Genomic DNA, 24,313 nt, shown 5'->3' with positions numbered 1-24,313 from the left:
CGGTGCGCGCCGTCGGCGGCCTCTCGGGAGGGCCAGGGCGGAATGTCGGCTACGCCGTGGCGTATCCGTCTTCCTCTCTCGGGTGGTCGCCGGTCACCGCGAGGGAAGGACCACCTGTGACCACCTCATTCGGGCAGAGCACCGTGCTCGGCTACCCCCGGATCGGCGCCCACCGCGAGTGGAAGAGGGCCGTCGAGGCGTACTGGGCCGGCACGCTGGATGCCACCGGCCTGGAGGACATCGCCACCGGGCTACGCGCCGACGTGTGGCGGACGCTGCGCGACGCCCGCCTCGACGCCATCCCGTCCAACACGTTCTCCTACTACGATCACATGCTCGACACCGCCGTCGCAGTCGGTGCGGTCCCCCACCGCTTCGCCCGGCTCGGCCTCGGGCAACTCGACACCTACTTCGCCATGGCCCGTGGCGTCGATGCCGCACCCGCGCTGGAACTCACCAAGTGGTTCGACACCAACTACCACTACCTGGTGCCGGAGATCGACCCCGACACCGTGTTCGCGGCGCATCCGGAAAAGGCCCTGGGCGAGTACGCGCAGGCACGTGACCTGGGCATCACCACCCGACCGGTGCTGGTCGGGCCGGCCACCTTCCTGCTGCTGGCCAAGGGCGACAATCCGTTCGCCCGACTCGACGACCTGGTCGACACGTACGCCCGGATCCTCACCGCCCTGGCCGACGCGGGCGTGGCCTGGGTCCAACTGGACGAGCCCGCCTACGTCGCCGACCGCAGCCCGGCTGAGATCGACGGTCTGCGGCACGCCTACCGACGCCTCGGTGAACTGCCACACCGCCCCCAGATCTTCGTCGCCACCTACTTCGGTGATCTCGACGACGCGCTGCCGGCGCTTTTGGACACTCCGGTCGAGGCGATCGGTTTGGACCTGGTCGCCGGTCGCAGCAACCTGCGCAGGCTCGCCGCCGCCGGTCCCCTGCGCGGCAAGACCGTCGTCGCCGGCCTGGTCGACGGGCGCAACATCTGGCGCACAGATCTACGGGCAGCCGTCACCGCCGGTGCCACGGTCGTCGGACTGGCCGACCAGGTCGCGGTGTCCACCTCCTGTTCGCTGCTGCACGTTCCGGTCGACCTGTCCGCCGAGACCTCCCTCGACCCGGAGTTGTCCGCGCGGCTCGCGTTCGCCCGGCAGAAGGTCGACGAGGTCGTCCTGCTCGGGCGTGCGCTACGCGACGGCACCACCACCCTGCCCGCCCCGCCGCCGCCCATCCCGGCGGCCTGGCGTCACGATGACGTCCGCGGCCGGTTGGCCGCGCTGCGCCCCACCGACCGGCAACGCGCCGACTATCCGTCCCGGGCCGCCCGCCAGCAGGAACGGCTGGCGCTACCGGACCTGCCGACCACCACGATCGGATCGTTCCCGCAGACCACCGAGCTGCGCCGGGCCCGCGCCGCGCACCGCGCCGGCACCCTCGACGACGCCGGCTACACGGCCCGGATGCGCGCCGAGGTGGAGCAGGTCATCCGGTTGCAGGAACGGCTGGGCCTGGACGTGCTGGTGCACGGCGAGCCGGAACGCAACGACATGGTCCAGTACTTCGGGGAACAACTCGACGGCTTCGCCGCCACCGACAACGGCTGGGTGCAGTCCTACGGCTCCCGCTGCGTCCGCCCACCGATCATCCACGGCGACGTGAGCCGCCGGGCATCGATGACCGTCGCGTGGTCCACCTACGCCCAGTCGCTGACCGACCGTCCGGTCAAGGGCATGCTCACCGGCCCGGTCACCATCCTCGCCTGGTCGTTCGTCCGCACCGACCAGCCCCTGGCCGACACCGCCGACCAGGTCGCGCTCGCGCTGCGCGACGAGTGCCGCGACCTGGAGACGGCCGGAATCCGAATCATCCAGGTCGACGAGCCCGCCCTCCGGGAGACCCTGCCGCTGCGCCGGGTCGACCAGAAGGCGTACCTGGACTGGGCGGTCGGCGCGTTCCGTCTGGCCACCAGCGGCGTCGCCGACGACACCCAGATCCACACCCACCTGTGCTACAGCGAGTTCGGCGAGGTGATCACCGCGATCGACGCCCTCGACGCCGACGTCACCAGCATCGAGGCGTCCCGGTCGAAGATGGAGGTTCTCGACGACCTGGCCGCGATCGGTTACCGCCGGGGCGTCGGCCCGGGGGTGTGGGACATCCACTCGCCCCGCATCCCACCCCACCACGAGGTGGTCGACGCGCTCCGCCGAGCCCTCGCGGCCGTGCCCGCCCGACGGTTGTGGGTCAACCCGGACTGTGGCCTGAAGACCCGCACCTATCCCGAGGTCGAGGCGTCCCTCCGACACCTCGTCGCCGCCGCCGCCGAGGTCCGCGGGAACTGATCGGGCTGTTCCGGGCGGATCCCCGCAGGTCCGCCCGGAACAGCTCGTCGAGTAGACCGGCCTCTCCGGTCCGCCGGCAAGATCGGGCGGCTCGCGAGATCACCGTCCCACCCGCGCTGGTGCCGGTCCCCGGGGAGGTCCGGCGGAGCCCTTCGCGCGTGGCGCGGTGTCGGTTCCGAAGCGGTCGACGGTTGCTAGATCCGTTCGGTTTCTGTCAGGTTTCTGATCCGTCTGTCGGCGTTACGGCGGGCCTCGCAGCAGTTCTGCGTGGCGTCGAGGGTCTGCCGGATGTCGCTGAGCAGTTTGTTCAGGGCGTTCACCTGGTCGATGCGGTGGAGGGCACGAACCGGCACCGTCCCGGCGCTGGCCATGATCTCGTCGATGGCGAGGGCTGTGGTGGGTGCACTCCGCAGGGACGACGGCCCCGATTGTCACGATTCGTATCCGGGCGGTAGCGCATTGACATTCACCGTCGCGGGGATCAGACTGTCGCGACAACTCCATCAACGCCTGTGCGCGGGGGAAGTCCGGTCGAAGTCCGGCGCTGGCCCGCAACGGTAGGTCGTCAAGGTGGCAGACACCTCGACGGCGAGCCCGAATACCCGCCCGCGAGCGTGATTTCCGTTCCCCACCCGTCGTGGCCCACGGGTCGGAGGCCGGTCGATGCTGCCTGCCGGTGGTGGTCGCCCGGGTTCTGACGACCGCCGGGCCGGAAAGGCGCTTCCGATGGTCGCCCGCCTGAGCCGGCACCGCCTGCTCGCCCTGTTCTGCGGCGTACTCGCCGCCCTCACCCTCGCCGCACCTGCGACCGCCGCGCCCGCGCACCCCGGAGTCGACCGGGCCGGGGCCGCCGCCGGTTGGCTCGCGCGCCAACTCGTCGACGGCGAACGATTCGAGGTGGTCTTCGACGGCGTTGCCTACCCCGACCAGGGGTTGACCCTCGACGCGGTGTTCGCCTTCGCCGCCGCCGGTGTCGCCGACGACTTCGGGACGCGGGCGTTGACCTGGGTCACCCGGCCGGACGTCCGCGACGGTTACGTCGGTGACGGCGGCACCGAGGCGTACGCGGGCGCGACCGCCAAGCTCGCCCTCGCCGTGCAGGTACGCGGGGGCGACCCGACCGACGTCGGCGGGGTCGACCTGATCGCCCGGCTGCGGGGGTTGGAATCGCCCAGCGGACGGTTCACCGACCGGTCGGCGTACGGGAACTACAGCAACGCGTTCAGCCAGTCCTTCGCGATCCTCGCGCTGGACCGCACGGCGCAGGGTGCGCCCGCGACCGCCGCCACCTGGCTGGCCGGGACCCGCTGCCCGGACGGCGGATACCCGCTCCTGCCCGCGCAGCCGGTGTGCACCTCCGATGTGGACGCGACCGCACTGGCGGTGCAGGCCCTCCAGGCGGCGGGGCGTCCGGTCGCCGCTGCCGCCGGGCTGCGCTGGCTGGTGTCGGTGCAGGGTGCCAACGGCAGCTTCGCCGACTCGGCGGGCGTCCCGAACGCCAACAGCACCGGGCTCGCCGCGCAGGCGCTCCGCACCGGCCACCGGCCGTTGGCCTGGGCGCGGGCACGGGTGTACCTGGTCGGCCTGCAGGTGGGGTGCGCCGGTGCGCCGGCCGACCGGGGCGCGGTCGACTTCGACGGCGGCGTCTTCGACCCGGCCACCGCCACCCGCGCCACCGGCCAGGCCGTCCTGGGCCTGACCGGCGACGGCTACGCCACGCTCTCCGCTGCGGCCGCCGGTTCCGGCGCGCCGGTCCTCACCTGTCCATGACCTGTCGTGCCGACCTGAACCCGGGAGGACCTGTGTTCCGTCTCCGATCCATCGTCCGCGTACGGCTCGCCGGCCTGGTGGCCGCCGCCGTGGCCGCTGTCGCCCTGACCGCCGTCGAGCCCGCGCCGCAGGCGGCGCACGCCGCCGCCTGCACCGGCACCTCAGGGGTCACCGTCGTGGTTGACTTCGGCGCGCTCGGCGGGGGTGTGCAGGTCGCGTGCGCCCTGGGCGACCCGGCCACCGGGGTGGCCGCCCTGCAGGGGGCCGGTTTCACGGTGACCGGCACCTCGCGCTGGGGTCTGGCGTTCGTCTGCCGGATCAACGGCAAGCCCACCTCCGCGACCGAGCCGTGTGTCAACACGCCGCCGGCCACCGCCTACTGGTCGTACTGGCATGCCCCGGCGGGCGGGTCGTGGTCCTACAGTTCCTCGGGCGCGGGCAGCTACAACCCGGCTCCGGGCAGCGTCGAGGGATGGTCGTTCGGGGCGGGCGCAGCGCCGAGCATCGCCGTGCCCTGACCCTGACCGCATCCCTGGTGTGACCGGCGTGCTGGTGTGACCGGCGTGTCAGCTGCCGGCCGCCGCCCTGGCGTCCTGCGACGCCAGGGCGGTACGGTGTTCGGCATCCGGTGCGCCGGGTGAACAACTGCATACGTCCCGTGTGGGGGAAAGCCGGTAGAAGCCGGCGCTGACCCGCAGCCGTGAGCGAGAGTCCTCTCGCGAGCCGGAATGCCCCGCCCGGACGAGCGGCTTCCACTGTCGAGGTCTACAGGGTGAGGTCCGGTCTGCCATCGACGGTCCGTTCACCCCGCTCACCGCAGCACGCGGAGCGGGGTGACGTGTCCGGGGACGTGTTCCGGAGTTCTCACCGACCGCTCTGCGAAAGGCACTCCCATGCTTCTGTCCCGGCGTCTCGCCACCGGTCTCGGCGCAATCGTGGTGACAACCGTCGTCACGGCCGCCGCCGTGCCCCTGGCCGGGGCGGCCGCACCCGCCCCGGCTGATGCCGCCGCCGCGCGTGACGCCACCTCGTGGTTGGCCGGTGAGTTCACCGACGGCACGCTGCCGGGACCGTTCGGCGGTCAGGACTGGGGCCTGACCATCGACGGCATCATCGCGATGTCCGCCACCGGCGGGTCGGCACCGACACGCCAGGCGGCGACCGGGCAGGTCGCGGCGCACGTCCGGTCCTACAACAGCTACGACGACTGGGGCATCGAGGGTTTCACCGACGGCGGGGCGACCGCGAAGCTGCTCTACGTCGCGTCCGCCGCCGGCGCCGACCCCACCGACTTCGGCGGGTACGACCTGCGGGCGGTGACCCTGTCCCTGATCGCCGGGGCGGACGCAGGGCACCAGCGGGGACGGATCACCAGTCGCACCACGGCCGACAGTGGACCGGACGCCAGCAACACCTTCGACCAGTCCTTCGCCGTGCTGGGGCTGGCCCGCAGCGGTGACCTGCCGCAGGACACCGTCGACTTCCTCGTTCGGCAGCAGTGCGCTGCCGGTGGTTTCCGGCTCTACCCGGACACTGCGGACGGTCCCTCACCGTCCTGCGACGAGCAGCCGGGCGCGACCCTCGACGTCGACTCCACGGCGATGGCCGTGCAGGCGTTGCTGGCCGCCGCCGACACCGGCGCCACCGGTGCCTCCGACGCCGCCCGCCGGGGCGCGGACTGGTTGGTGGGTCAGCAGCACGCCGACGGCTCGTTCGGCGGTTCCGGCCCGACCACCGGCGCGAACTCCAACAGCACCGGGCTGGCCGGACAGGCGCTCGCCGCTGCCGGCCGGGACAGCCAGGCCGCACAGGCCGCCCACGCTTTGACCGGATTGCAGCTCACCGCAGCGAACGGCGGTGCGGCCGCCGACGACGCAGGCGCGATCGCCTACCATGCCGAGTCGTTCACCAGCGCCGTCACGGCCGGGATCACGGACACCGACCGGGACCAGTGGCGCCGGGCCACCGCACAGGCCCTGCTCGGGCTCGCTCAGGTGCCGCTGGGCCGCATCGGCCTCGACCTGCCGCCGACGCCGACGCCGACGCCGACCGGCACCGCGTCGCCCACACCGACTGCCTCCCCCACACCGACGGCCACACCGACACCGACGGCGACGGGCCCGGCCGGTCCGAGCCCGAGCGCAACCGCGACCCCGGCGACGCCCTCCCCCACCGGGTCACCGACCGGCACCGCCGCGCCGAGCACCACCCCGGCCGCCCCCACGCTGCCCGACCTCCCCACCACCGGCGCGGCGATCATCGGGTACGTGCTGGTCGCGTTGCTGCTGATCGGCGGTGGTGCGGTGCTGTTGGTGCTCGGACGTCGGCGGCGGGCGGAGTGAGCAGCCGGGCCGCTCATGCCGCGACGATCGTCGTGCTCGCCGCGGTGAGCACCGTGTCCTGGCCGGGCAGCCCGGCAACGGCTGCCGGGTCGGCCGGCTACTGCCCGGACGCCTCCGGGGTCACCGTCGTTGTCGACTTCCACGAACTAGGCGGCGGCACGGTGGTGCGCTGCGCCCCTGGTGCCCAGGCCACCGGTCTCGCGGCGCTCAAGAACGCCGGCTTCGAGGTCACCGGCACGCTGCGCTGGGGTGAGGGGTTCATCTGCCGGATCGGGGGCAAGCCGTCGGCAGCGTCGGAGAAGTGCGTGGACACCCCGCCGGCCAGCGCCTACTGGTCGTACTGGCATGCCCCGAACGGGGGCGGTTGGGCGTACAGCGACAAGGGCGTCCTCAACCGCAAGCCGCCGGCCGGCAGCTTCGAGGGTTGGTCCTTCTCGCTCCACCGCAACGCCAACGACGCCCCCCGGCCGGGGGTCACGCCGAAACGGCCGGCCCCCACACCTCCACCGCCGCCCACACCACCTGCGGCGGGTGGCGGGCCGGCCGCGCCACCGCCGGCCGCAGGTGGCAATCCGGTCGTACCCCCGGCCGGCGGGGCCGGTCGGACCACCACCCTCCCTCCCGCCGGCACCCCGAGCGCCACCCCGGTGGGCACGGCGACAGCCGGTGTGACGGCGACACCTTCGACATCGGTGCCGGCGGCGACGCCCAGTGGTGTCACCGGCCCATCGGGTGGTACGGCTGGCGAGCCGGCGGTGACCGAGGTCGCCGCCTCCGACGACGGCGGGGGCGGGTTGCCGCTCGGCACGGTCGCCGGGGCGCTGCTGCTGACGGCGCTCGCCGTCGGTGGCGTGGTCACCGCCCGACGACGGCGCACCGCCGGCCCCGATGACTGACCGTCGCACCGGCGCTGCCTCGGTCAGGGCGGACTCAGGGCGCGGACCGCGCCGCTGGTCGGCGGCGCGTTTGCCACGGGGGTTGCATCCGGGCGCGTGGTGGTGGTGGGCGCTCGGACTGGCCACGGCGGCCAGCCACACCACCAACCCGCTGCTGTTGGCGCTGCTCGTCGCCGTTACCGCGCTGGTGGTGGTGCGGCGACGCGGCGACGCTCCGTGGGCGCTGGCGTTCCGGATGTACCTCGTCCTCGGCGCGGTGATCATCGCGATGCGGGTGGTGTTCCGGATCATCTTCGGCGGTGGTCAGGGCGAGCATCTGCTGGTGTCGCTGCCGGAGATCCCACTGCCCGCGTGGGCGGCGGGCATCCGGTTGTTCGGACCGGTCGCTGTCGAGCAGGTCCTCGGTGGCTTCTATGACGGGCTGCGGCTGGCCACGATGCTGGTCTGCCTCGGTGCCGCCAACGCGTTGGCCAACCCGAAACGGCTCCTCAAGGCCGTACCCGGGGCGCTGTACGCGGTGGGCACGGCCGTGGTGGTGGCGCTGTCGGTCGCGCCGCAACTGGTGGAGAGCGTGCTGCGGGTGCGTCGGGCGCGCAGGCTGCGCGGCGCGACCGGCCGGGGTATGCGTGCCCTCCGGGGGATCGCCCTGCCGGTGCTGGCCGACGCCCTGGACCGGTCGTTGGCGCTGGCGGCCGCGATGGACTCCCGCGGCTACGGCCGCACCGCGGCGGTGCCGGCCGGTCAGCGCGCCGCGACGGGCGCGCTGGTGCTCGGCGGGCTGGTCGGCGTCTGCGCCGGCACGTACGGGCTGCTCGACTCCACCGGGTCCGGTTACCTGGGCCTGCCGATGCTCCTCGCCGGCCTGGCCGTCGCCGTGACCGGGATGCTGCTGGCCGGCCGCCGGGTCCGCCGTAGCCGCTACCGTCCGGACCGGTGGCAGCCCGCCGAGTTGCTGGTTGCCGGCTGCGGCCTGGCCGCCGCCGCGTTGACTCTGTTCGCCGGCTCCGTCGCCCCGGAGTTGGTCTATCCGCCGGTCAGCCCGCTCACCTGGCCCGAAGTGACGCCGCTGATGCTGCTCGCCGTCGCGGTGGCAGCGGGGCCGGCCTGGTTGGCACCGCCGCCCGGGTTGCCGTCCACCCGCCCACCGACGGTGGCCGTGCCGGTCAGTGACGCCATGGCGTCCACCCGCGCCAGCGACCCGGTGACACCCCTACCCGGAGGTCGCGCGTGATCACCTTTGACCGGGTGACCGTCCGCTACACCGACGACGGTCCACCGCCGCTGCGCGAGGTGACACTGCGGGTCGATGAGGGCGAACTGTGCCTGGTCGCCGGTCGCACCGGGGCCGGCAAGTCGACGCTGCTGCGGGCGATCAACGGGCTGGTGCCGCACTTCACCGGCGGCACCCTGTATGGCAGCGTCATTGTCGACGGCCGGGACACCCGTCATCATCCGCCCCGCGACCTCGCCGACATCGTCGGCGTCGTCGGCCAGGACCCGCTGTCCGGATTCGTCACCGACACCGTCGAAGAAGAGCTGGCGTACGGCATGGAGCAGTTGGCCCTGCCAGCGGCGGTGATGCGCAAGCGGGTGGAGGAGACCCTCGACCTGCTCGGCATAGCCGAGCTGCGACACCGGCCGCTGCGGACCCTGTCCGGCGGGCAGCAGCAGCGGGTCGCCATCGGCGCGGTCCTCACCACCCACCCCCGGGTGCTGGTGCTCGACGAACCCACCTCCGCCCTGGACCCCACCGCGGCCGAGGACGTCCTCGCCACCGTCACCCGGCTGGTCCACGACCTGGGCGTGACCGTGGTACTGGCCGAACACCGCCTGGAACGGGTCGTGCAGTACGCCGACCGGCTGCTCTACCTACCCGGCGACGGCCGGGTGGTCGACGGGGAGCCGGCGGCGGTGCTGGCCGATGTCGATCTCGCGCCGCCGCTGGTCGAGCTGGGCCGCCTGGCCGGCTGGGCACCGCTGCCGCTGTCGGTCCGCGACGCCCGCCGACGGGCCGCCGTCCTGCGTCAGCAGCTCGCCGACACGACGCCTCCCGACCCGACGTCCGCCCCGGCGACCACCCCGGCGCTGACCGCCCGGAAGATCGTCGTGCGGTATCCGGGCACCGTAGCCGTGGCCGGCATCGACCTCGACCTGCATGCCGGCCGGGTCGTCGCGTTGATGGGCCGCAACGGCTCCGGCAAGTCGAGCCTGCTCTGGGCGGTGCAGGGCAGCGGACCCCGCCACACCGGCACCGTCACCGTCCCCGGTGGGGGCGGGCGGGATACCGTCGATCCGAAGAACCTGTCGGCGGGTCAGGCCCGCCGGCACGTCGGACTCGTCCCGCAGACCCCGGGAGATCTGCTCTATCTGGAGACGGTGGACGCCGAGTGCCGCCAGGCCGACCGGGAGACCGCCGCGTCGGCCGGCACCTGCCGCACCCTGCTCGACCGGCTCGCCCCCGGTCTGCCCGGCGACCGGCACCCCCGGGACCTCTCCGAGGGGCAACGGCTGGCGCTCGTCCTCGCCGTCCAACTCACCGCCGCCCCACCGGTGGTCCTGCTCGACGAACCGACCCGTGGCCTGGACTACCTCGCCAAGCGGCAGTTCGTCGCCCTGGTACGAGGGCTGGCTGCCGCCGGCCACGCGGTGGTGGTCGCGACACACGACGTCGAACTCGTCGCGAACCTCGCCGACCGGGTGATCGTGATGGCCGACGGGGACATCGTGGCCGACGGCACCACGGCCGAGGTCATGCTCGCCTCACCGGCGTTCGCCCCGCAGGTGGCCAAGGTCCTCGCCCCGGCACCGTGGCTCACTGTCGAGCAGGTCACCGCCGCGCTGGGGCCGACCAGGGAACCGGCATGAGCGTGCTGCGGATCGCGCCGCGCACCGCCGTGGTGCTGGCCCTCGCCTCCGCCGCCGCGTTGGCCACCTTCACCTGGCCATTCTTCATTCCCGCCCATCCCGAGAGCACCGCCCGCACCGGCGAGGCCCCACTGGTCTTCCTCGTCATGCTGCCGGTACTCGTAGCGCTCATCCTGGCCGAACTCAGCTCCGGCGGCATCGACAGCAAGGCCCTGGCGATGCTCGGCGTGCTCGCCGCCGTCAACGCCGCGCTGCGCCCCCTCGGTGCTGGCACCGCAGGCATCGAAACCGTGTTCTTCCTGCTCGTCCTCGCCGGTCGGGTCTTCGGGCCGGGCTTCGGGTTCCTCCTCGGCTCGACGTCGCTGTTCGCCTCCGCGCTGCTCACCGCCGGGGTGGGCCCGTGGTTGCCGTTCCAGATGCTGTGCGCCTCCTGGATCGGGCTCGGCGCCGGTCTGCTCCCCGCACGGCTACGCGGCCGGACCGAGGTGGCCGTCCTGGCCGGATACGGGGCGTTCGCCGCCTACGGCTACGGCCTGCTGATGAACCTGTGGTTCTGGCCGTTCAGCCTTGGCGCGGACACTCAACTCTCCTACGTCGCCGGTGCGCCGGTGCTGGACAACCTGCACCGCTTCGCCGTGTTCACCGCCGTCACCTCCACCTTCGGCTGGGACACCGGGCGGGCGATCACCACCGCAGTGGCGGTCGTGCTGGCCGGCCCGGCAGTGCTCGCCGCCCTGCGCCGCGCCGCCCGACGGGCCGCCTTCGACGCCCCGGTCACCTTCGCCCCACCCGGGCCGGAGCCGGCCCGCCCGAAGGCCGCGCCGCAGTCCGGCACGCCGGTGGCGGCACCGCAGCCCGGCCCCGACGTGCGTGCCGGCTGGTCGGGCGGTGCACCTCCCGGGGAGGGATGAACCATGCACGGGAGCGCCACACCCGCCTGACGGGCACCGGCCACGGCGGCCGGATACTCAACCTCATCGACTCCGCGTCAGTCCGGCACGCCTGCGGTCACCGCGACGCGGGTGGCCATCGGGCGGTCATCGGTGCGACGGCCGACGATGGAGCCGAGAATCTCGCCGGCGCGTACGGCCGCGTTGGACAGCAGCGAGGCGCTGATGCCGTGCGAGTGTTCGGTGCCCCCCTGCAGGTAGACGTTGGCCAGCACGGAGGCGTCCGCCCGGATGCGGTAGTCGCGCTGCACCACGGCCCGGCCGAACTCGTCCCGGTGGTAGTACCGGGCCGCGTCGTCGAGCAGCGGGAACGGATCGACCGGCTGGTAACCGGTGGCACAGATCAGGACGTCGGCGTCGAGGACCGTCACCTCGCCGGTGGTCAGCGTCTCGACGGTGACCGCCACCCTGCCGTCGCGCTCGCGGGCTCCGGTCAGCCGGGACATGTTGAGCAGGCGCAGCCGCTGGACGCCGGTCACCTTCTCCTGGTAGGAGCGCCGATAGAGTTCCTCGATGAGGTCGGCGTCAACGACCGCGTAGTTCGTGTTGCGGTGGTAGTTCATCAGCATCGTCTTGACCTCGGACGGCGCGGTGAAGTAGTCGTCCACGGCGGCCGGGTCGAAGATGCGGTTGGCGAACGCGCTGTCGTCGGCCGGGCTGTAGCCGTACCGGGAGAACACGCCGCACACCTCGGCGGTCGGGAACCGCTCGTGCAGGAACGCGGTGACCTCGGCGGCGCTCTGGCCGGCGCCCACCACGACGAACCGAGACGGGTCGGTGCCGTCGAGCCGGTCGACGTTGGTCAGCAGGTCACGGCTGTGCCAGATCTGGTCGGAGACCTCCACGCCGGCCGGGGTCTGCGCAAGCAGCCCGGTCGCGATGACGAGATTGCGAGCGCGGTACGAGCTGACGCCGTCACTGTGGCGTACCAGCACGTCGAAAGCCTCGACGACGCCGTCGCGGAGCACCGGGACGACCCTGGTGACCTCCTGGCCGTAGCGCACCAGGTCGCCGACCTTGGCCGCGGCCCACTCAAGGTAGTCGTGGAACTCGACGCGCAGCGGGAAGAAGCTCTTGTGGTTGACGAAGTCGATCAGCCGTCCGTGGTCCTGCAGGTAGCACAGGAAGCTGAACTCGCTGGTGGGGTTACGCAACGTGACCAGGTCCTTGAGGAAGGACACCTGCATGGTCGCGTCCGCCAGCAGCATGCCACGGTGCCAACCGAACCGGGCCTGGCGCTCCAGGAACACCGCGGTGAGCGGGTCGGCCGCGCCGGGGCCGCCGTTGTGCTCGTGCACGGCGACCGCCAAGGCCAGATTGGACGGACCGAAGCCGATTCCGAGCAGGTCGTAGACCGGTGTTGCGCCGTACGGAGCGGCCTGTGACATCGGCGGTCCTCATCGTCAGGTCGAGCGTGTCGACATCCTGCGCATGAAAGAGCCGCCCCCCAGGGACGGCAGAAAGCTAGGTTAGACTAACCTAACTTTCGCCGAGTTGGATGGGCCAGGAGGAACCGTGCGGGTAGTCATGTTCGGGTACCAGACGTGGGGGCATCGGACCCTGCAAGCGTTGCTGGACTCGGAGCACGAGGTCGCTCTCGTGGTCACGCATCCACCGAGTGACCACGCGTACGAGCGGATCTGGAGCGACTCCGTCGCGGACCTCGCGGCGGCGCACGGCGTTCCGGTCGAGGTCCGCGACCGGCCCGACGACGATCTGCTGGTCCCGCTGGAGAAGGCCGATCCGGACGTCATCGTGGCGACCAACTGGCGTACCTGGATCCCACCGCAGATCTTCGAGCTGCCCCGGCTTGGCACACTCAACGTGCACGACTCGTTGCTCCCCGCGTACGCGGGCTTCTCGCCGTTGATCTGGGCTCTGATCAACGGCGAGAAGGAGGTCGGGGTGACCGCGCACATGATGGACGCGGAGCTGGACGCCGGAAACGTCGTGTTGCAGCGGTCGGTGCCGGTCGGCCCACGGGACACGACGACCGATCTCTTCCACAAGACGCTGGAGCTGTTCGGGCCGATCACCGTCGACGGTCTCGCGCTGATCGCCTCGGGCAAGACCGACTGGACGCCGCAGGACCGCTCGAAGGCCAGCTTCTTCCACAAACGGTCCGATGAGGACAACCGCATCGACTGGACCTGGTCGGCGGAGGAGCTGGACCGGTTGATCCGGGCGCAGTCCGACCCCTACCCGAACGCGTACGCGTTCCACCAGGGGCGGCGGCTGCGCATCGTCGCCGCGTCCGTCTCGCAGGGCAACTACGGCGGTACGCCCGGTCGCATCTTCATCCGCGAGAACGACGCCGTCGTCATCGTGGCCGGCGCCGAGGCCCGCCGCGGCAGGAGCCGTGGCCTCGCCATCGAGCGGGTCCGCCTGGACGACGGCACCGAGCTGACCGCGACCGAGTACTTCCGCACCATGGGCGGCTACCTCACCAGCCACCCGTGACGCCCGGGCGCTGATTCGTACGGGCCTGCGGGGCTCGCGCCGATGGGCCGGGCCCCGGGTCCGCCGCGCCTCGAATCCGCGCATTTAGGGCAGGCTTACCTTACTGACTCCGACCGCCCCGGCCCTCAGGAGCGACTGTATGCAGATCATCGGTGGCAGCACCGGCGGCACCGTGGCAGACCGGGAGGCGTACTCCAGTGGCGGCCCGTTGACCGTCGCCCCGACCACACTCCCGGACGCCTTCGCGGAGATGGCGCGACGTCGCCCCGACGCGGTGGCGGTGGTCTTCGAAGACACCGAGGTCAGTTACGCCGAGTTGGACGCCAGGGCCAACCGGCTGGCGCATGCGCTCGTCGCCCGGGGGCTGGGCCCGGACCGGGTGGCCGGGCTCGCCGTGCCGCGCTCGGTCGACATGATCGTGGCGGAGCTGGCCGTGCTGAAGGCCGGCGGCGCCTACCTTCCGCTGGACCCGGCCGACCCGGCCGAGCGGCTCGCCTACCTGGTCGGCGACGCGCGACCGGTCTGCCTGGTCACCACCTCCGAGTCGGCGGACCGGCTGCCCCGGGCCGACGGTGTGCCCCGGCTGCTGCTCGACGCCCCCGAGGTGGTGGCCGAGCTGGCGGACGCGCCGACCGACGACCCCGAACGGCCCGGCCTGCGGGTCGAGCACGCCGCCTACGTCATCTACACCTCGGGCTCGACCGGCCGACCCAAAGGCGTGCTGCTCACCCACACCGGCGTGGCCAAGCTGCTCTCCACCCAGTTCGAGCGGTTCGGGCTCACCCCCGACGTCCGGGTCCTGCACTTCGCCTCACCGAGCTTCGACGTGGCGTTCTGGGATCTCTGCCTGGCCCTGCTCTCCGGTGGGCGGCTGGTCATCGTCCCCGCCGACCGCCGCGTCGCCGGGCCGGCACTCACCGAGTACGCGACCCGGCACCAGGTCAACTTCATGATTCTGCCGCCGGCGCTGCTGGCCGCGCTGCCCCCGGAGTGTGACCTGCCACCGGGCATCCTGTTGGCCGGCACCGAACGGGTGTCGCCGGAACTGGTCGCCCGCTGGGCGCGGGGTCGCCGCATGTTCAACGCGTACGGCCCGACGGAGGCCACCGTCAACTCCACGCTGGGCGAGTGTGACCCGGAGCGGATCGACAGCTCCTCGGTGCCGATCGGACGCCCCGACCCGGGCACCGACGCCTACCTGCTCGACGACGCGTTGCGGCCGGTCGGGCCCGGGGTGCCCGGCGAGCTCTACCTCGCCGGTCCGGGCCTGGCCCGCTGCTACGTCAACCGCCCCGACCTGACCGCCGAGCGGTTCCTCGCCGACCCGTACGGCCCACCCGGGCAGCGGATGTACCGCACCGGTGACGTGGCGAGCTGGCGGGCCGACGGACGGCTGGACTTCCTCGGGCGGGTCGACGACCAGGTGAAGGTGCGCGGATACCGCATCGAGCTGGGTGAGATCGAGTCGGTGCTGGCCCGCCACCCGAGCGTCGGCCAGGTCACCGTGCTGGCCCGCGAGGACCGCCCGGGTGACGTACGGCTGGCGGCCTACGTCGTCCCGAGCGCGGACGACGCACCTCAGGAACGGGCCGACAGTCAGGTCGCCGAGTGGAAGGAGCTGCACGAACTGCTCTACCAGGCCGGCCGGGTCGAGCGCTTCGACGAGAACTTCACCGGCTGGAACAGCAGCTTCGACGGCTCGCCCATCCCGTTGGCGCAGATGCGCCAGTGGCGGGACGCCACCGTCGACCGGATCCGGTCGCTGCGGCCCCGGCGGGTCCTGGAGATCGGCGTGGGTAGCGGACTGCTGCTGTCGCGACTCGCCCCGCAGTGCGAGAGCTACTGGGGGCTGGACCTCTCCGAGCAGGCCATCGACACGTTGCGGGCCGCGGTGGCGACGATCCCGGGGCTCGACGAACGGGTCACGCTCCGCGCCCAGGCGGCCCACGACCTTGCGGGGGTGCCGGCCGGCTGGTTCGACACGGTCGTCATCAACTCGGTGGTGCAGTACTTCCCGAGCGCCGACTACCTGACCCGCGTGCTGCGCGCGGCGGCCGAACGACTCGCCCCCGGTGGGGTGATCTTCGTCGGTGACGTCCGCAACCTGCGCCTGCACCGGATGTTGCACGAGGCGATCCAGACCAGCCGGGGCGTGGCCGCCACCGAGCGGGACGCCGCCGTCGAGGCGGCGGTCCGCACCGAACGCGAACTGCTGCTCGACCCGGACTACTTCGCCGCGCTGCCGACCGGGACGATCCAGGGTGTCGAGGTGTGGGTCAAGCGGGGCGACTACGACAACGAGCTGAGCCGCTACCGCTACGACGTGGTGCTGACCACCGCGTCCGGGCCCGCGCCCCCACCCGAGACGACGTACGCCTGGACGGGGCGCCTGGACGGCGTACGCGACCAACTGGCCCACGGCCCGCAGCGGCTGCGGGTCACCGGGGTGCCGAACGCGCGCCTGGGTGGAGGACCCGCCCCGTCCGTCGAGGACCTCCACGCACTGGCCGACGCGTCCGGCTACCGGGCCGCGGTGACCTGGGACGGCTCCTCGACCGGCGGGGACCTGGACGTCGTCTTCCAACGCGGCGCGGAACCCCGCCACGTCTACCGTCCCGGCGCGGCGGTCGCGCACGCCAACACCCCGGCCGCGGTCGCTGACCCGGCGGCGCTGGTGAAGGCGCTGCGCCTGCACGCCGAGTCCTGGCTGCCCAGCTACATGGTGCCGACCGGCTTCGTGCTGCTCGACCGGCTGCCGGTGCTGACCAGCGGCAAGCTCGACCGGGCCGCACTGCCCGCACCGGACTACGCCGCCCAGGCCACCGGCACCGCGCCCCGCACGCCCCGGGAGAAGGTGCTCTGCGAGCTGTACGCGGACGTCCTGGGCGTCCCCGGGGTGGGCATCGAGGACGACTTCTTCAGCCTGGGCGGGGACAGCATCGTCTCCATCCAGTTCGTGCTGCGCGCCCGCGCGGCGGGGCTGGTGTGCACCTCACGCCAGGTGTTCGAGCTTCGGACGGTGGCCGCGCTGGCCGAGGTCGTCACCGACCTCGACACCGGCACCCGGGACCGGCCCGACGACGGTGTCGGCGACGTTCCGTTCACGCCGATCCTGCGCTGGCTCGACGAGACCGGCGGCCCGATCGACGCGTTCAGCCAGTCGATCGTGCTCGCCACTCCGGCGGGAGCCACCGAAGCTGACCTGGCCGCCGTGCTGACCGCGCTCACCGACCGGCACGACCTGCTGCGCGCGCGGCTCGTCCGCGCCACCCCCGCGACGCCGGGCCGGCTGCACGTCGTACCGCGCGGCACCGGTCGCCCGTGGCTGCGGCGGGCCGCACCCGGCGCGGTGATCGAGGCCGAGGAGCAGGCCGCCGCCGGCCGACTCGACCCCGAGCGGGGTGTCATGGCCCAGGCCGTCTGGTTCGACCGCGGGCCCGCCGCGCCGGGCCGGTTGCTGCTGGTCATCCACCACAGTGTCGTGGACGGCGTCTCCTGGCGGATCCTGCCGGCCGACCTCGCCACCGCCTGGGAGCAGCGGACGGCGGGGCGTACCCCGGTCCTGGAACGCACCGGCACGTCCTTCCGGCGGTGGGCCACCGACCTCACCGAGGCGGCCCGGCGACCGGAACGCACCGCGGAACTGGCGCTGTGGCAGGGCATCCTGACCGGGGCGGACCCGGCGTTGACGCCGCGCCCGCTGCGGCCGGTGGACGACCTCGCCACGGTCGCCCGGCACACCGTGCGGCTGCCCGCCGCGACCACCGAGCCGGTGATCACCACAGTCGCCGCCGCCTTCCACGCCGGCATCAACGACGTGCTGCTCACCGCGCTCGCCCTGGCGATGATCGACTGGCGGACCCGGCGCGGGAAGGGCACCGAGCGCTCGGTGCTGATCGCGTTGGAGGGGCACGGCCGGGAGGAGCAGGTCGTCACGAATGCCGACCTCACTCCGGCGCTCGGCTGGTTCACCACCGTCTTTCCCGTCCGCCTCGACCCCGGTGACATCGACGTCGCCGACGCGCTGGCCGGTGGGCCGAGCGCCGGCACCGCGCTGAAGCGGCTCAAGGAGCAACTGCGGGCCATCCCGGACCACGGCATCGGGTACGGGATGCTGCGCTACCTCAACCCGGACACCGGGCCCGAGCTGGCCGCCCGCCCCGCGCCGCAGGTCAGCTTCAACTACCTCGGCCGGTTCACCGCCTCGTCCGGCGACGGCGGGAACTGGACGCCGGTGGCGGGGCACGGCATCCTGGCCGGCGGGTTCGACCTCGGCATGCCGGTCGCCCCGTACACCCTGGAGATCAACGCGTACGTGCAGGACACCACGGCCGGCCCGGAGTTGGGTGTGACCTGGGCGTACCCGCGTGACCTGCTGGACGACGCGGCGGTGGCCGACCTGGCCGCGACCTGGTTCGCCGCGCTGGAGGCGCTCGTCGTGCACGCCCGTGGCCCGGCCGCCGGCGGGCTCACCCCGTCCGACCTGACGCTGACGCTCAGCCAGGACGAGATCGACGAGTTCGAGGCCGAATGGGAGCTTTCGTGACCGCGACCGCCACCCCCGGGCAGGCCTCCGGGATCGCCGACATCCTGTCGCTCACCCCGCTGCAGGAAGGGCTGTTGTTCCACGCGCAGCTCGCCGCGGACGGCCCGGACGTCTACACCGGGCAGTTGACCGTCGCCCTGGACGGACCACTGGACGCCGAGCGGCTGCGGGCCGCCGGGCAGGGGCTGCTCCACCGTCGGCCCAACCTGCGGGTGGCCTTCCGCCGCCGCAAGAACGGGCAGTTCGTGGCCGTGGTGCCGCGGGACGTCCCGCTGCCCTGGGCCACGCTGACCCTGACCGAGGACGATCTCCCCGGGTTCCTCGACACGGACCTCGCGACCCGGCTCGACCCGGCGACCGCCCCGCTGCTGCGGATGACCCTGATCCGCCTCGGTCCGCACCGGCACCGGCTCGTGATCACCCACCACCACCTGCTGCTCGACGGGTGGTCGGTGCCGTTGCTGCTGGACGAGCTGATCGCCCTCTACCGCGGCGACCTGCTGCCGGAGCCGGCCGACTTCCGCGACTACCTCGCCTGGACCGCCGCCCAGGACCGCCCGGCGGCCGAGGCCGCGTGGCGCGAGGCACTGGCCGGGCTGGACGGGCCGACCCTGCTGGCCGGCCGTCCGCCAGCCCACGCGGTCGTCCCGGAGCGCCTGGTGCGTGACCTCCCGGTCGCACTGACCGCTCGGCTCACCGCCCTCGGCCGGACCCGTGGGCTCACCCTGAACACGGTGGTCCAGGGGGCCTGGGGAATCGTGGTCGGGGCGCTGACCGGACGCGACGACGTGGTGGTCGGGGCCACCGTCGCCGGTCGACCGCCGGACCTCCCCGGTGCCGACACCATGATCGGCCTGTTCATCAACACCATCCCGGTACGCGTCACCCTGGACCCGGCCGCACCGGTGGCGACCGTGCTGCGCCGCCTGCAGGACGGGCAGGTGCGGCTGATGGAGCATCAGCACCTCGGGTTGGCGGAGATCCAACGGCTGGCCGGGCACGGCGAGTTGTTCGACACCCTGACGGTCTTCGAGAACTATCCGCTGGGCGAGTCGCTGCCTGCGCCGGCCGACGGGGTACGCGTCACGGGCGCGGCCGTCCGTGACTGCGCGCACTATCCCCTGACCCTGACCGCGCGTCCCGGCCACCGGCTGCACCTCGATCTGGAGTACCGCGCCGACCTGATCGACCGGGACGCCGCCGGGACGCTGCTGGACCGGCTGACCCTGGTGCTGACCCGGATCTGCGACGCCCCGGACGCGCCCCTCGCCACCGTCGACGTGCTGACCCCGGTGGAACGGGACCGCGTCCTGCGTGACTGGAACGACACCGCCAGGCCGGTGCCCGACACCACCATCAGTGCGCTGTTCCACGAGCAGGTGACCCGGACGCCCACCGCTGTCGCTCTCGTCGCGGACGGACGCGAGTGGACGTTCGCCGAGGTGGAGCGCTGGGCCGCCGGGCTGGCCGGGGCGTTGCGCGGGCGCGGCGTCACGCCCGGCGATCGGGTCGCGCTCGCGCTGCCCCGGGCGCTCACCGTTCCGGCGGTGCTCGGCGTGCTCGACAGCGGTGCGGCGTACCTGCCGCTGGACGCGTACCAGCCGACCGACCGGGTCGCGGCGATGCTGGACGACGCCCGGCCGGCGATCCTGGTCACGACCGGGGACGTCGAGGTGCCGTGGACCGGTCCCCGACTGGTGGTGGGTGCGGCGGTGCCGGAAGCGGAGCCGTTCCTGGGCGCGCCGTCGACGGAGGACGCCGCGTACGTGATCTTCACGTCGGGGTCAACGGGGCGGCCGAAGGGTGTGGTGGTGCCGCACCGGGGCATCGTGAACCTGTTCGCCTCGCATCGGGAACGGTTCATGACCGGCCCGAAGCGCCGAGTCGCGCACGTCGCGTCGTTCACCTTCGACGGGTCGTGGGAACCACTGATCTGGCTGCTCGACGGGCACACCCTGCACGTCCTCGACTCCGATGTCTACCATGACGCCGCCGCGCTGGTCAGCTACCTGCGTCAGCAGCGGATCGACGTGTTGGACGTGACGCCCACGTTCCTGCGGGAACTGGTCGCGGCGGATGTGTTGGACGCGGGCCTGCGCGTGCTGTTCGTCGGTGGTGAGGCGATCGACGGGCAGCTGTGGCAGCGGGTGTGCGCGACGCCGGGACTGGCCTGTCACGACCTGTACGGCCCCACGGAGGCATCCGTGGACGCCTACGGGTGGGACGGTCCGGGCCGGTCGGCGTACCGGCTGGCGAATGTGCGCACCTATCTGCTCGACGCCGCGTTGCGGCCGGTGCCGCCCGGGGTGCTCGGCGAGCTGTACGTCGCCGGGGCCGGGCTGGCGCACGGCTACCTGCACCGGACGGGGTTGACGGCGGAGCGGTTCGTGGCCGACCCGTTCGGCCCGGCAGGCGCACGCATGTACCGCACCGGAGACCTGGCCCGATGGAACCCGGCCGGGGTGCTGGAGATCGCCGGCCGCGCCGACGGACAGGTGAAGATCCGCGGCCACCGCATCGAACTGGGCGAGATCGAGGCCGCCCTCGGCCAGGCCGGCATGGGTCAGGCCGCCGTGGTGGTCCGCGACGGCCGACTGGTGACGTATGTGGTGGGTGGGCCGGTCGACCTCGACCGGTTGCGGGCGACGGTGCCGGACTACATGATCCCCTCGGCGTTCGTCGAGCTGGACGCACTGCCCCGCACCGTCGCGGGCAAGCTCGACGTGGCGGCGCTTCCCGCCCCGGACTTTGCCGGATCGGGAATGGGTCGGACCGCCCGCAACAGCCGCGAACAACGCCTGTGTGACCTGTTCGCCGAGGTGCTGGGGCTGCCGTCGGTGGGCATCGACGACGACTTCTTCGCGTTGGGCGGCCACTCGTTGCTGGTGATGCGCCTCGCCGGCCGGGTACGGGCCGTCCTCGGCGTGGAGTTGCCGGTCCGGGCCGTGTTCGACGCGCCGACGGTGGCGGGTCTGCTGCCGAGGCTGGTCGGGTCGGGTCGGGCGCCGTTGGTGGCAGGGCCACGCCCGGATCGGGTGCCGCTGTCGTTCGCCCAACAACGGCTGTGGTTCCTCTACCGCCTCGAAGGACCGAACCCGACCTACAACATCCCGATCGCCTGGCGACTGCGCGGTCGCCTCGACGCCGACGCGTTGATCGCCGCCGTCGGTGACGTGGTCGCCCGACACGAAGCCCTCCGCACCATCGTCAGCGATCAGGACGGCGGCGAGCCGTACCAGCGGGTCCTGCCCGCCGAAAAGGTCGCGGTGCCGGTGGCGGAGATCGCCGAGGCGGACCTCCCCGCACAGCTCGCGGAGATCGGGGCGTACGGATTCCGCCTCGACCACGAGCCCCCACTGCGCGCCCGGCTCTTCCGGATCGCCCCGGACGAGCACGTGTTGCTCCTGCTGCTGCACCACATCGCCGGCGACGAATGGTCGGATGTGCCGCTACGCCGGGACATCGTGGCCGCCTACACCGCCCGCTGCGCCGGACTGGTGCCCGCGTTCCCGCCCCTGCCCGTGCAGTACGCCGACTTCGCGCTGTGGCAGCGCGCAGAGTCGGGCACGCTCGCCGCGCAGGTCGACGGATGGCGGGATGCCCTGGCCGGGCTGCCCGAGGAGTTGGATCTGCCGGCCGACCGGCCCCGCCCGGCGCAGGCCAGTCACCGGGGCGACGTGGTGGGCTTCACGCTGCCCGCCGAGGTGGCCGAACGGCTGCGGGTGCTGGCCCGGTCGACCGGGACCTCCATGTTCATGGTGGTGCAGGCGGCGGTGGCAGTGCTGCTGTCACGCCTGGGCGCCGGCACCGACGTACCGCTCGGCGCCCCGGTGGCGGGCCGACCGGACACCGCACTGGACGACCTCGTCGGCTTCTTCGTGAACACACTGGTACTGCGCACCGACACCTCGGGTGACCCGTCCTTCCGGGAACTACTGGCCCGGGTACGGGAGACCGACCTCGCGGCGTTCGACCGGCAGGACGTACCGTTCGAGCACCTGGTGGAGGCGTTGAACCCGGAGCGGTCGCTGGGCCGGCACCCGCTGTTCCAGACGATGGTCTCCTACCTCGGCGAGGCCGACCGCACCTGGCACCTCGGGGCGCTGCGGGTGGAGACCGAGCGGGTGCGCCAGCACGTCGCGATGTTCGACCTGTCCTTCGACTTCTTCGAGACCCGCGGTGGCGTCCGTGGCGAGCTGGAGTACGCGACCGACCGGTACGACCGTTCCTCCGCCCAGACGTTGGTCGAGCGGTTGCAGCGGGTCCTCGCCACGGTCGCCGCCGACCCGGCGGCGGTGGTCAGCCGGATCGACGTGCTCGCCCCGGCCGAGCGTTTTCGGCTGTTGGCCGTGGAGCCCGCCGTACCGATCCCTGCCGGCTCCATCGTGGAGCTGTTCGTCGCGCAGGCGGTCGCCAGCCCCGACGCGGTGGCCCTGGTCTCCGGCGGACGTGCCTGGACGTTCACCGAACTGGACGACTGGTCGTCGCGGCTCGCCGGCGCGCTGACCCCGTACGCCGGCGGCCTCGTCGCGCTGGCCACCTCCCGCCCGCTCACCGTTCCGGCGATCCTGGGCGTGCTCAAGGCGGGTGCGGCGTACCTGCCGCTGGACGCGTACCAGCCGACCGACCGGGTCGCGGCGATGCTGGACGACGCCCGGCCGGCGATCCTGGTCACGACCGGCGACGTCGATGTGCCGTGGACCGGTCCCCGACTGGTGGTGGGTGCGGCGGCGCCGGAGGCGGAGCCGTCCGTGGGCGCGCCGTCGGCGGAGGACGCCGCGTACGTGATCTTCACGTCAGGGTCGACGGGGCGACCGAAGGGTGTGGTGGTGCCGCACCGGGGCATCGTGAACCTGTTCGCCTCGCATCGGGAACGGTTCATGACCGGCCCGAAGCGCCGGGTCGCGCACGTGGCGTCGTTCACCTTCGACGGGTCGTGGGAACCACTGCTCTGGCTGCTCGACGGGCACACCCTGCACGTCCTCGACGACGACGAGTACCGCGATGCGGGTCCACTCGTGTCGCGGCTGCGTGAACAGCACATCGACGTGCTGGACGTGACGCCCACCTTCCTGCGGGAGTTGCTCCCGGCCGGGCTGTTGGCCGCGGGCCTGAGTGTGCTGTTCGTCGGTGGTGAGGCGATCGACGGGCAGTTGTGGCAGCGGGTGTGCGCCACCCCGGGGCTGACCTGTCACGACCTGTACGGGCCGACCGAGGCGTCCGTGGACGCCTACGGGTGGGAGGGTCCGGGCCGGTCGTCGTACCGGTTGCGCAACGTGCGGACCTATCTGCTCGACGCCGGGTTGCGGCCGGTGGCACCGGGGGTGCTCGGGGAGGTGTACGTCGCCGGGGCCGGGTTGGCACACGGGTACCTCAATCGGGCGGGGCTCACCGCCGAGCGGTTCGTGGCCGACCCGTTCGGTCCCTCGGGTGCGCGCATGTACCGCACCGGGGACCTCGCCCGGTTCAACCGGGACGGGGTGCTGGAGTTCGCCGGCCGCGCCGACGGGCAGGTCAAGATTCGCGGCTACCGGATCGAGGTCGGCGAGATCGAGGCCGCCCTCGGTCAGGCCGCCGTCGTCGTCCGTGACGGCCGACTCGTCGCGTACGTGGTGGGTGGACCGGTCAACACCGACCGGCTACGGGCCACGCTGCCCGACTACATGATCCCGTCGGCATTCGTCGAGGTCGACGCGTTACCCCGCACCATCGCCGGCAAGCTCGACGTGACCGCACTGCCCACCCCGGACTTCTCCACGCTGGTCGGCGGCACCCCCGCCCGCAACAGCCGCGAACAACGCCTGTGCGACCTGTTCGCCGAGGTCCTGGGCCTGCCGTCGGTCGGCATCGACGACGACTTCTTCGCCATGGGCGGCCACTCGTTGCTGGTGATGCGCCTCGCCGGCCGGGTGCGCGCCGTCATGGGCGTGGAGTTGCCGGTCCGCGCGGTGTTCGACGCGCCGACCGTGGCGGGTCTGCTGCCGAGGCTGGTCGGATCGAGTCGAGCGCCGTTGGTGGCACGGCCACGCCCGGACCGGGTGCCGCTGTCGTTCGCCCAACAACGGCTGTGGTTCCTCTACCGCCTCGAAGGACCGAACCCGACCTACAACATCCCGATCGCCTGGCGACT

13 protein-coding genes and 2 riboswitches are annotated in these 24,313 nt (G+C 72.8%); of the genes, 11 read left to right on the top strand and 2 right to left on the bottom strand.

Features of this window, described 5'->3' with window-relative positions; all coding sequences use genetic code 11:
• Nucleotides 1-116 precede the first annotated feature (116 nt).
• Complete coding sequence (gene metE, locus GA0070216_RS31830) at nucleotides 117-2,354, top strand: 5-methyltetrahydropteroyltriglutamate--homocysteine S-methyltransferase (protein ID WP_091254016.1); 2,238 nt, start codon at nucleotides 117-119, stop codon at nucleotides 2,352-2,354.
• A 194-nt stretch (nucleotides 2,355-2,548) separates the two neighbouring features.
• On the opposite strand, the gene GA0070216_RS34890 is transcribed toward metE, so the two are convergent.
• Nucleotides 2,549-2,725 carry a hypothetical protein gene (locus GA0070216_RS34890; protein WP_176739245.1) on the bottom strand — a complete coding sequence of 59 codons (177 nt, stop codon included), beginning with the start codon at nucleotides 2,723-2,725 and terminating at the stop codon, nucleotides 2,549-2,551.
• Between the two features lie 88 nt (nucleotides 2,726-2,813).
• Nucleotides 2,814-2,978: riboswitch (cobalamin riboswitch) on the top strand.
• A gap of 102 nt (nucleotides 2,979-3,080) precedes the next feature.
• Here GA0070216_RS34890 and GA0070216_RS31825 point away from each other — a divergent pair.
• From GA0070216_RS31825 to GA0070216_RS31795, 7 genes are all read left to right on the top strand, one after another.
• On the top strand, nucleotides 3,081-4,124 hold the full coding sequence (locus GA0070216_RS31825; protein WP_091254013.1) for a peptidase: 1,044 nt from the start codon (nucleotides 3,081-3,083) through the stop codon (nucleotides 4,122-4,124).
• A gap of 32 nt (nucleotides 4,125-4,156) precedes the next feature.
• A complete protein-coding gene (locus GA0070216_RS31820) occupies nucleotides 4,157-4,642 on the top strand; it encodes a hypothetical protein (protein ID WP_091254008.1) in 486 nt (161 codons plus the stop codon).
• A 100-nt stretch (nucleotides 4,643-4,742) separates the two neighbouring features.
• Nucleotides 4,743-4,879, top strand: a riboswitch (cobalamin riboswitch).
• A 138-nt stretch (nucleotides 4,880-5,017) separates the two neighbouring features.
• Complete coding sequence (locus GA0070216_RS31815) at nucleotides 5,018-6,466, top strand: prenyltransferase/squalene oxidase repeat-containing protein (RefSeq protein ID WP_091254006.1); 1,449 nt, start codon at nucleotides 5,018-5,020, stop codon at nucleotides 6,464-6,466.
• A complete protein-coding gene (locus GA0070216_RS31810; protein WP_425413212.1) occupies nucleotides 6,463-7,362 on the top strand; it encodes a hypothetical protein in 900 nt (299 codons plus the stop codon). The genes GA0070216_RS31815 and GA0070216_RS31810 overlap by 4 nt, the downstream gene beginning before the upstream one ends.
• Entirely contained in the window at nucleotides 7,355-8,593 is a 1,239-nt protein-coding gene (locus GA0070216_RS31805; protein ID WP_141723265.1) for a CbiQ family ECF transporter T component, read from the top strand. The genes GA0070216_RS31810 and GA0070216_RS31805 overlap by 8 nt, the downstream gene beginning before the upstream one ends.
• A complete protein-coding gene (locus GA0070216_RS31800) occupies nucleotides 8,590-10,227 on the top strand; it encodes an ABC transporter ATP-binding protein (protein WP_091253999.1) in 1,638 nt (545 codons plus the stop codon). Before GA0070216_RS31805 ends, GA0070216_RS31800 begins: the two co-directional genes overlap by 4 nt.
• A complete protein-coding gene (locus GA0070216_RS31795; RefSeq protein ID WP_245722873.1) occupies nucleotides 10,224-11,138 on the top strand; it encodes an ECF transporter S component in 915 nt (304 codons plus the stop codon). The genes GA0070216_RS31800 and GA0070216_RS31795 overlap by 4 nt, the downstream gene beginning before the upstream one ends.
• Nucleotides 11,139-11,215: 77 nt before the next feature.
• Here GA0070216_RS31795 and GA0070216_RS31790 read toward each other — a convergent pair whose 3' ends face one another.
• Entirely contained in the window at nucleotides 11,216-12,565 is a 1,350-nt protein-coding gene (locus GA0070216_RS31790; RefSeq protein WP_091253994.1) for a lysine N(6)-hydroxylase/L-ornithine N(5)-oxygenase family protein, read from the bottom strand.
• Between the two features lie 127 nt (nucleotides 12,566-12,692).
• Here GA0070216_RS31790 and GA0070216_RS31785 point away from each other — a divergent pair, with 127 nt between their 5' ends.
• The 3 genes from GA0070216_RS31785 to GA0070216_RS34885 all read left to right on the top strand — a co-directional run.
• Nucleotides 12,693-13,637 (top strand): methionyl-tRNA formyltransferase, encoded by a 945-nt coding sequence (locus GA0070216_RS31785; RefSeq protein ID WP_091253990.1) that lies wholly within the window; start codon nucleotides 12,693-12,695, stop codon nucleotides 13,635-13,637.
• 139 nt (nucleotides 13,638-13,776) lie between these two features.
• Nucleotides 13,777-18,183, top strand: coding sequence for a non-ribosomal peptide synthetase (locus tag GA0070216_RS31780; RefSeq protein ID WP_091253987.1), 4,407 nt, complete (start codon nucleotides 13,777-13,779; stop codon nucleotides 18,181-18,183).
• Nucleotides 18,180-24,313, top strand: a 6,134-nt coding sequence (locus GA0070216_RS34885; protein ID WP_176739243.1) for a non-ribosomal peptide synthetase, incomplete at its 3' end; no start/stop codon positions are given. The genes GA0070216_RS31780 and GA0070216_RS34885, both read left to right, overlap by 4 nt.

Source organism: Micromonospora matsumotoense, from assembly GCF_900091525.1.
GTDB lineage: Bacteria > Actinomycetota > Actinomycetes > Mycobacteriales > Micromonosporaceae > Micromonospora > Micromonospora matsumotoensis.
The sequence above is the reverse complement of the archived record's forward strand: the minus strand, read 5'-3'. Positions and strand labels throughout refer to the sequence as shown.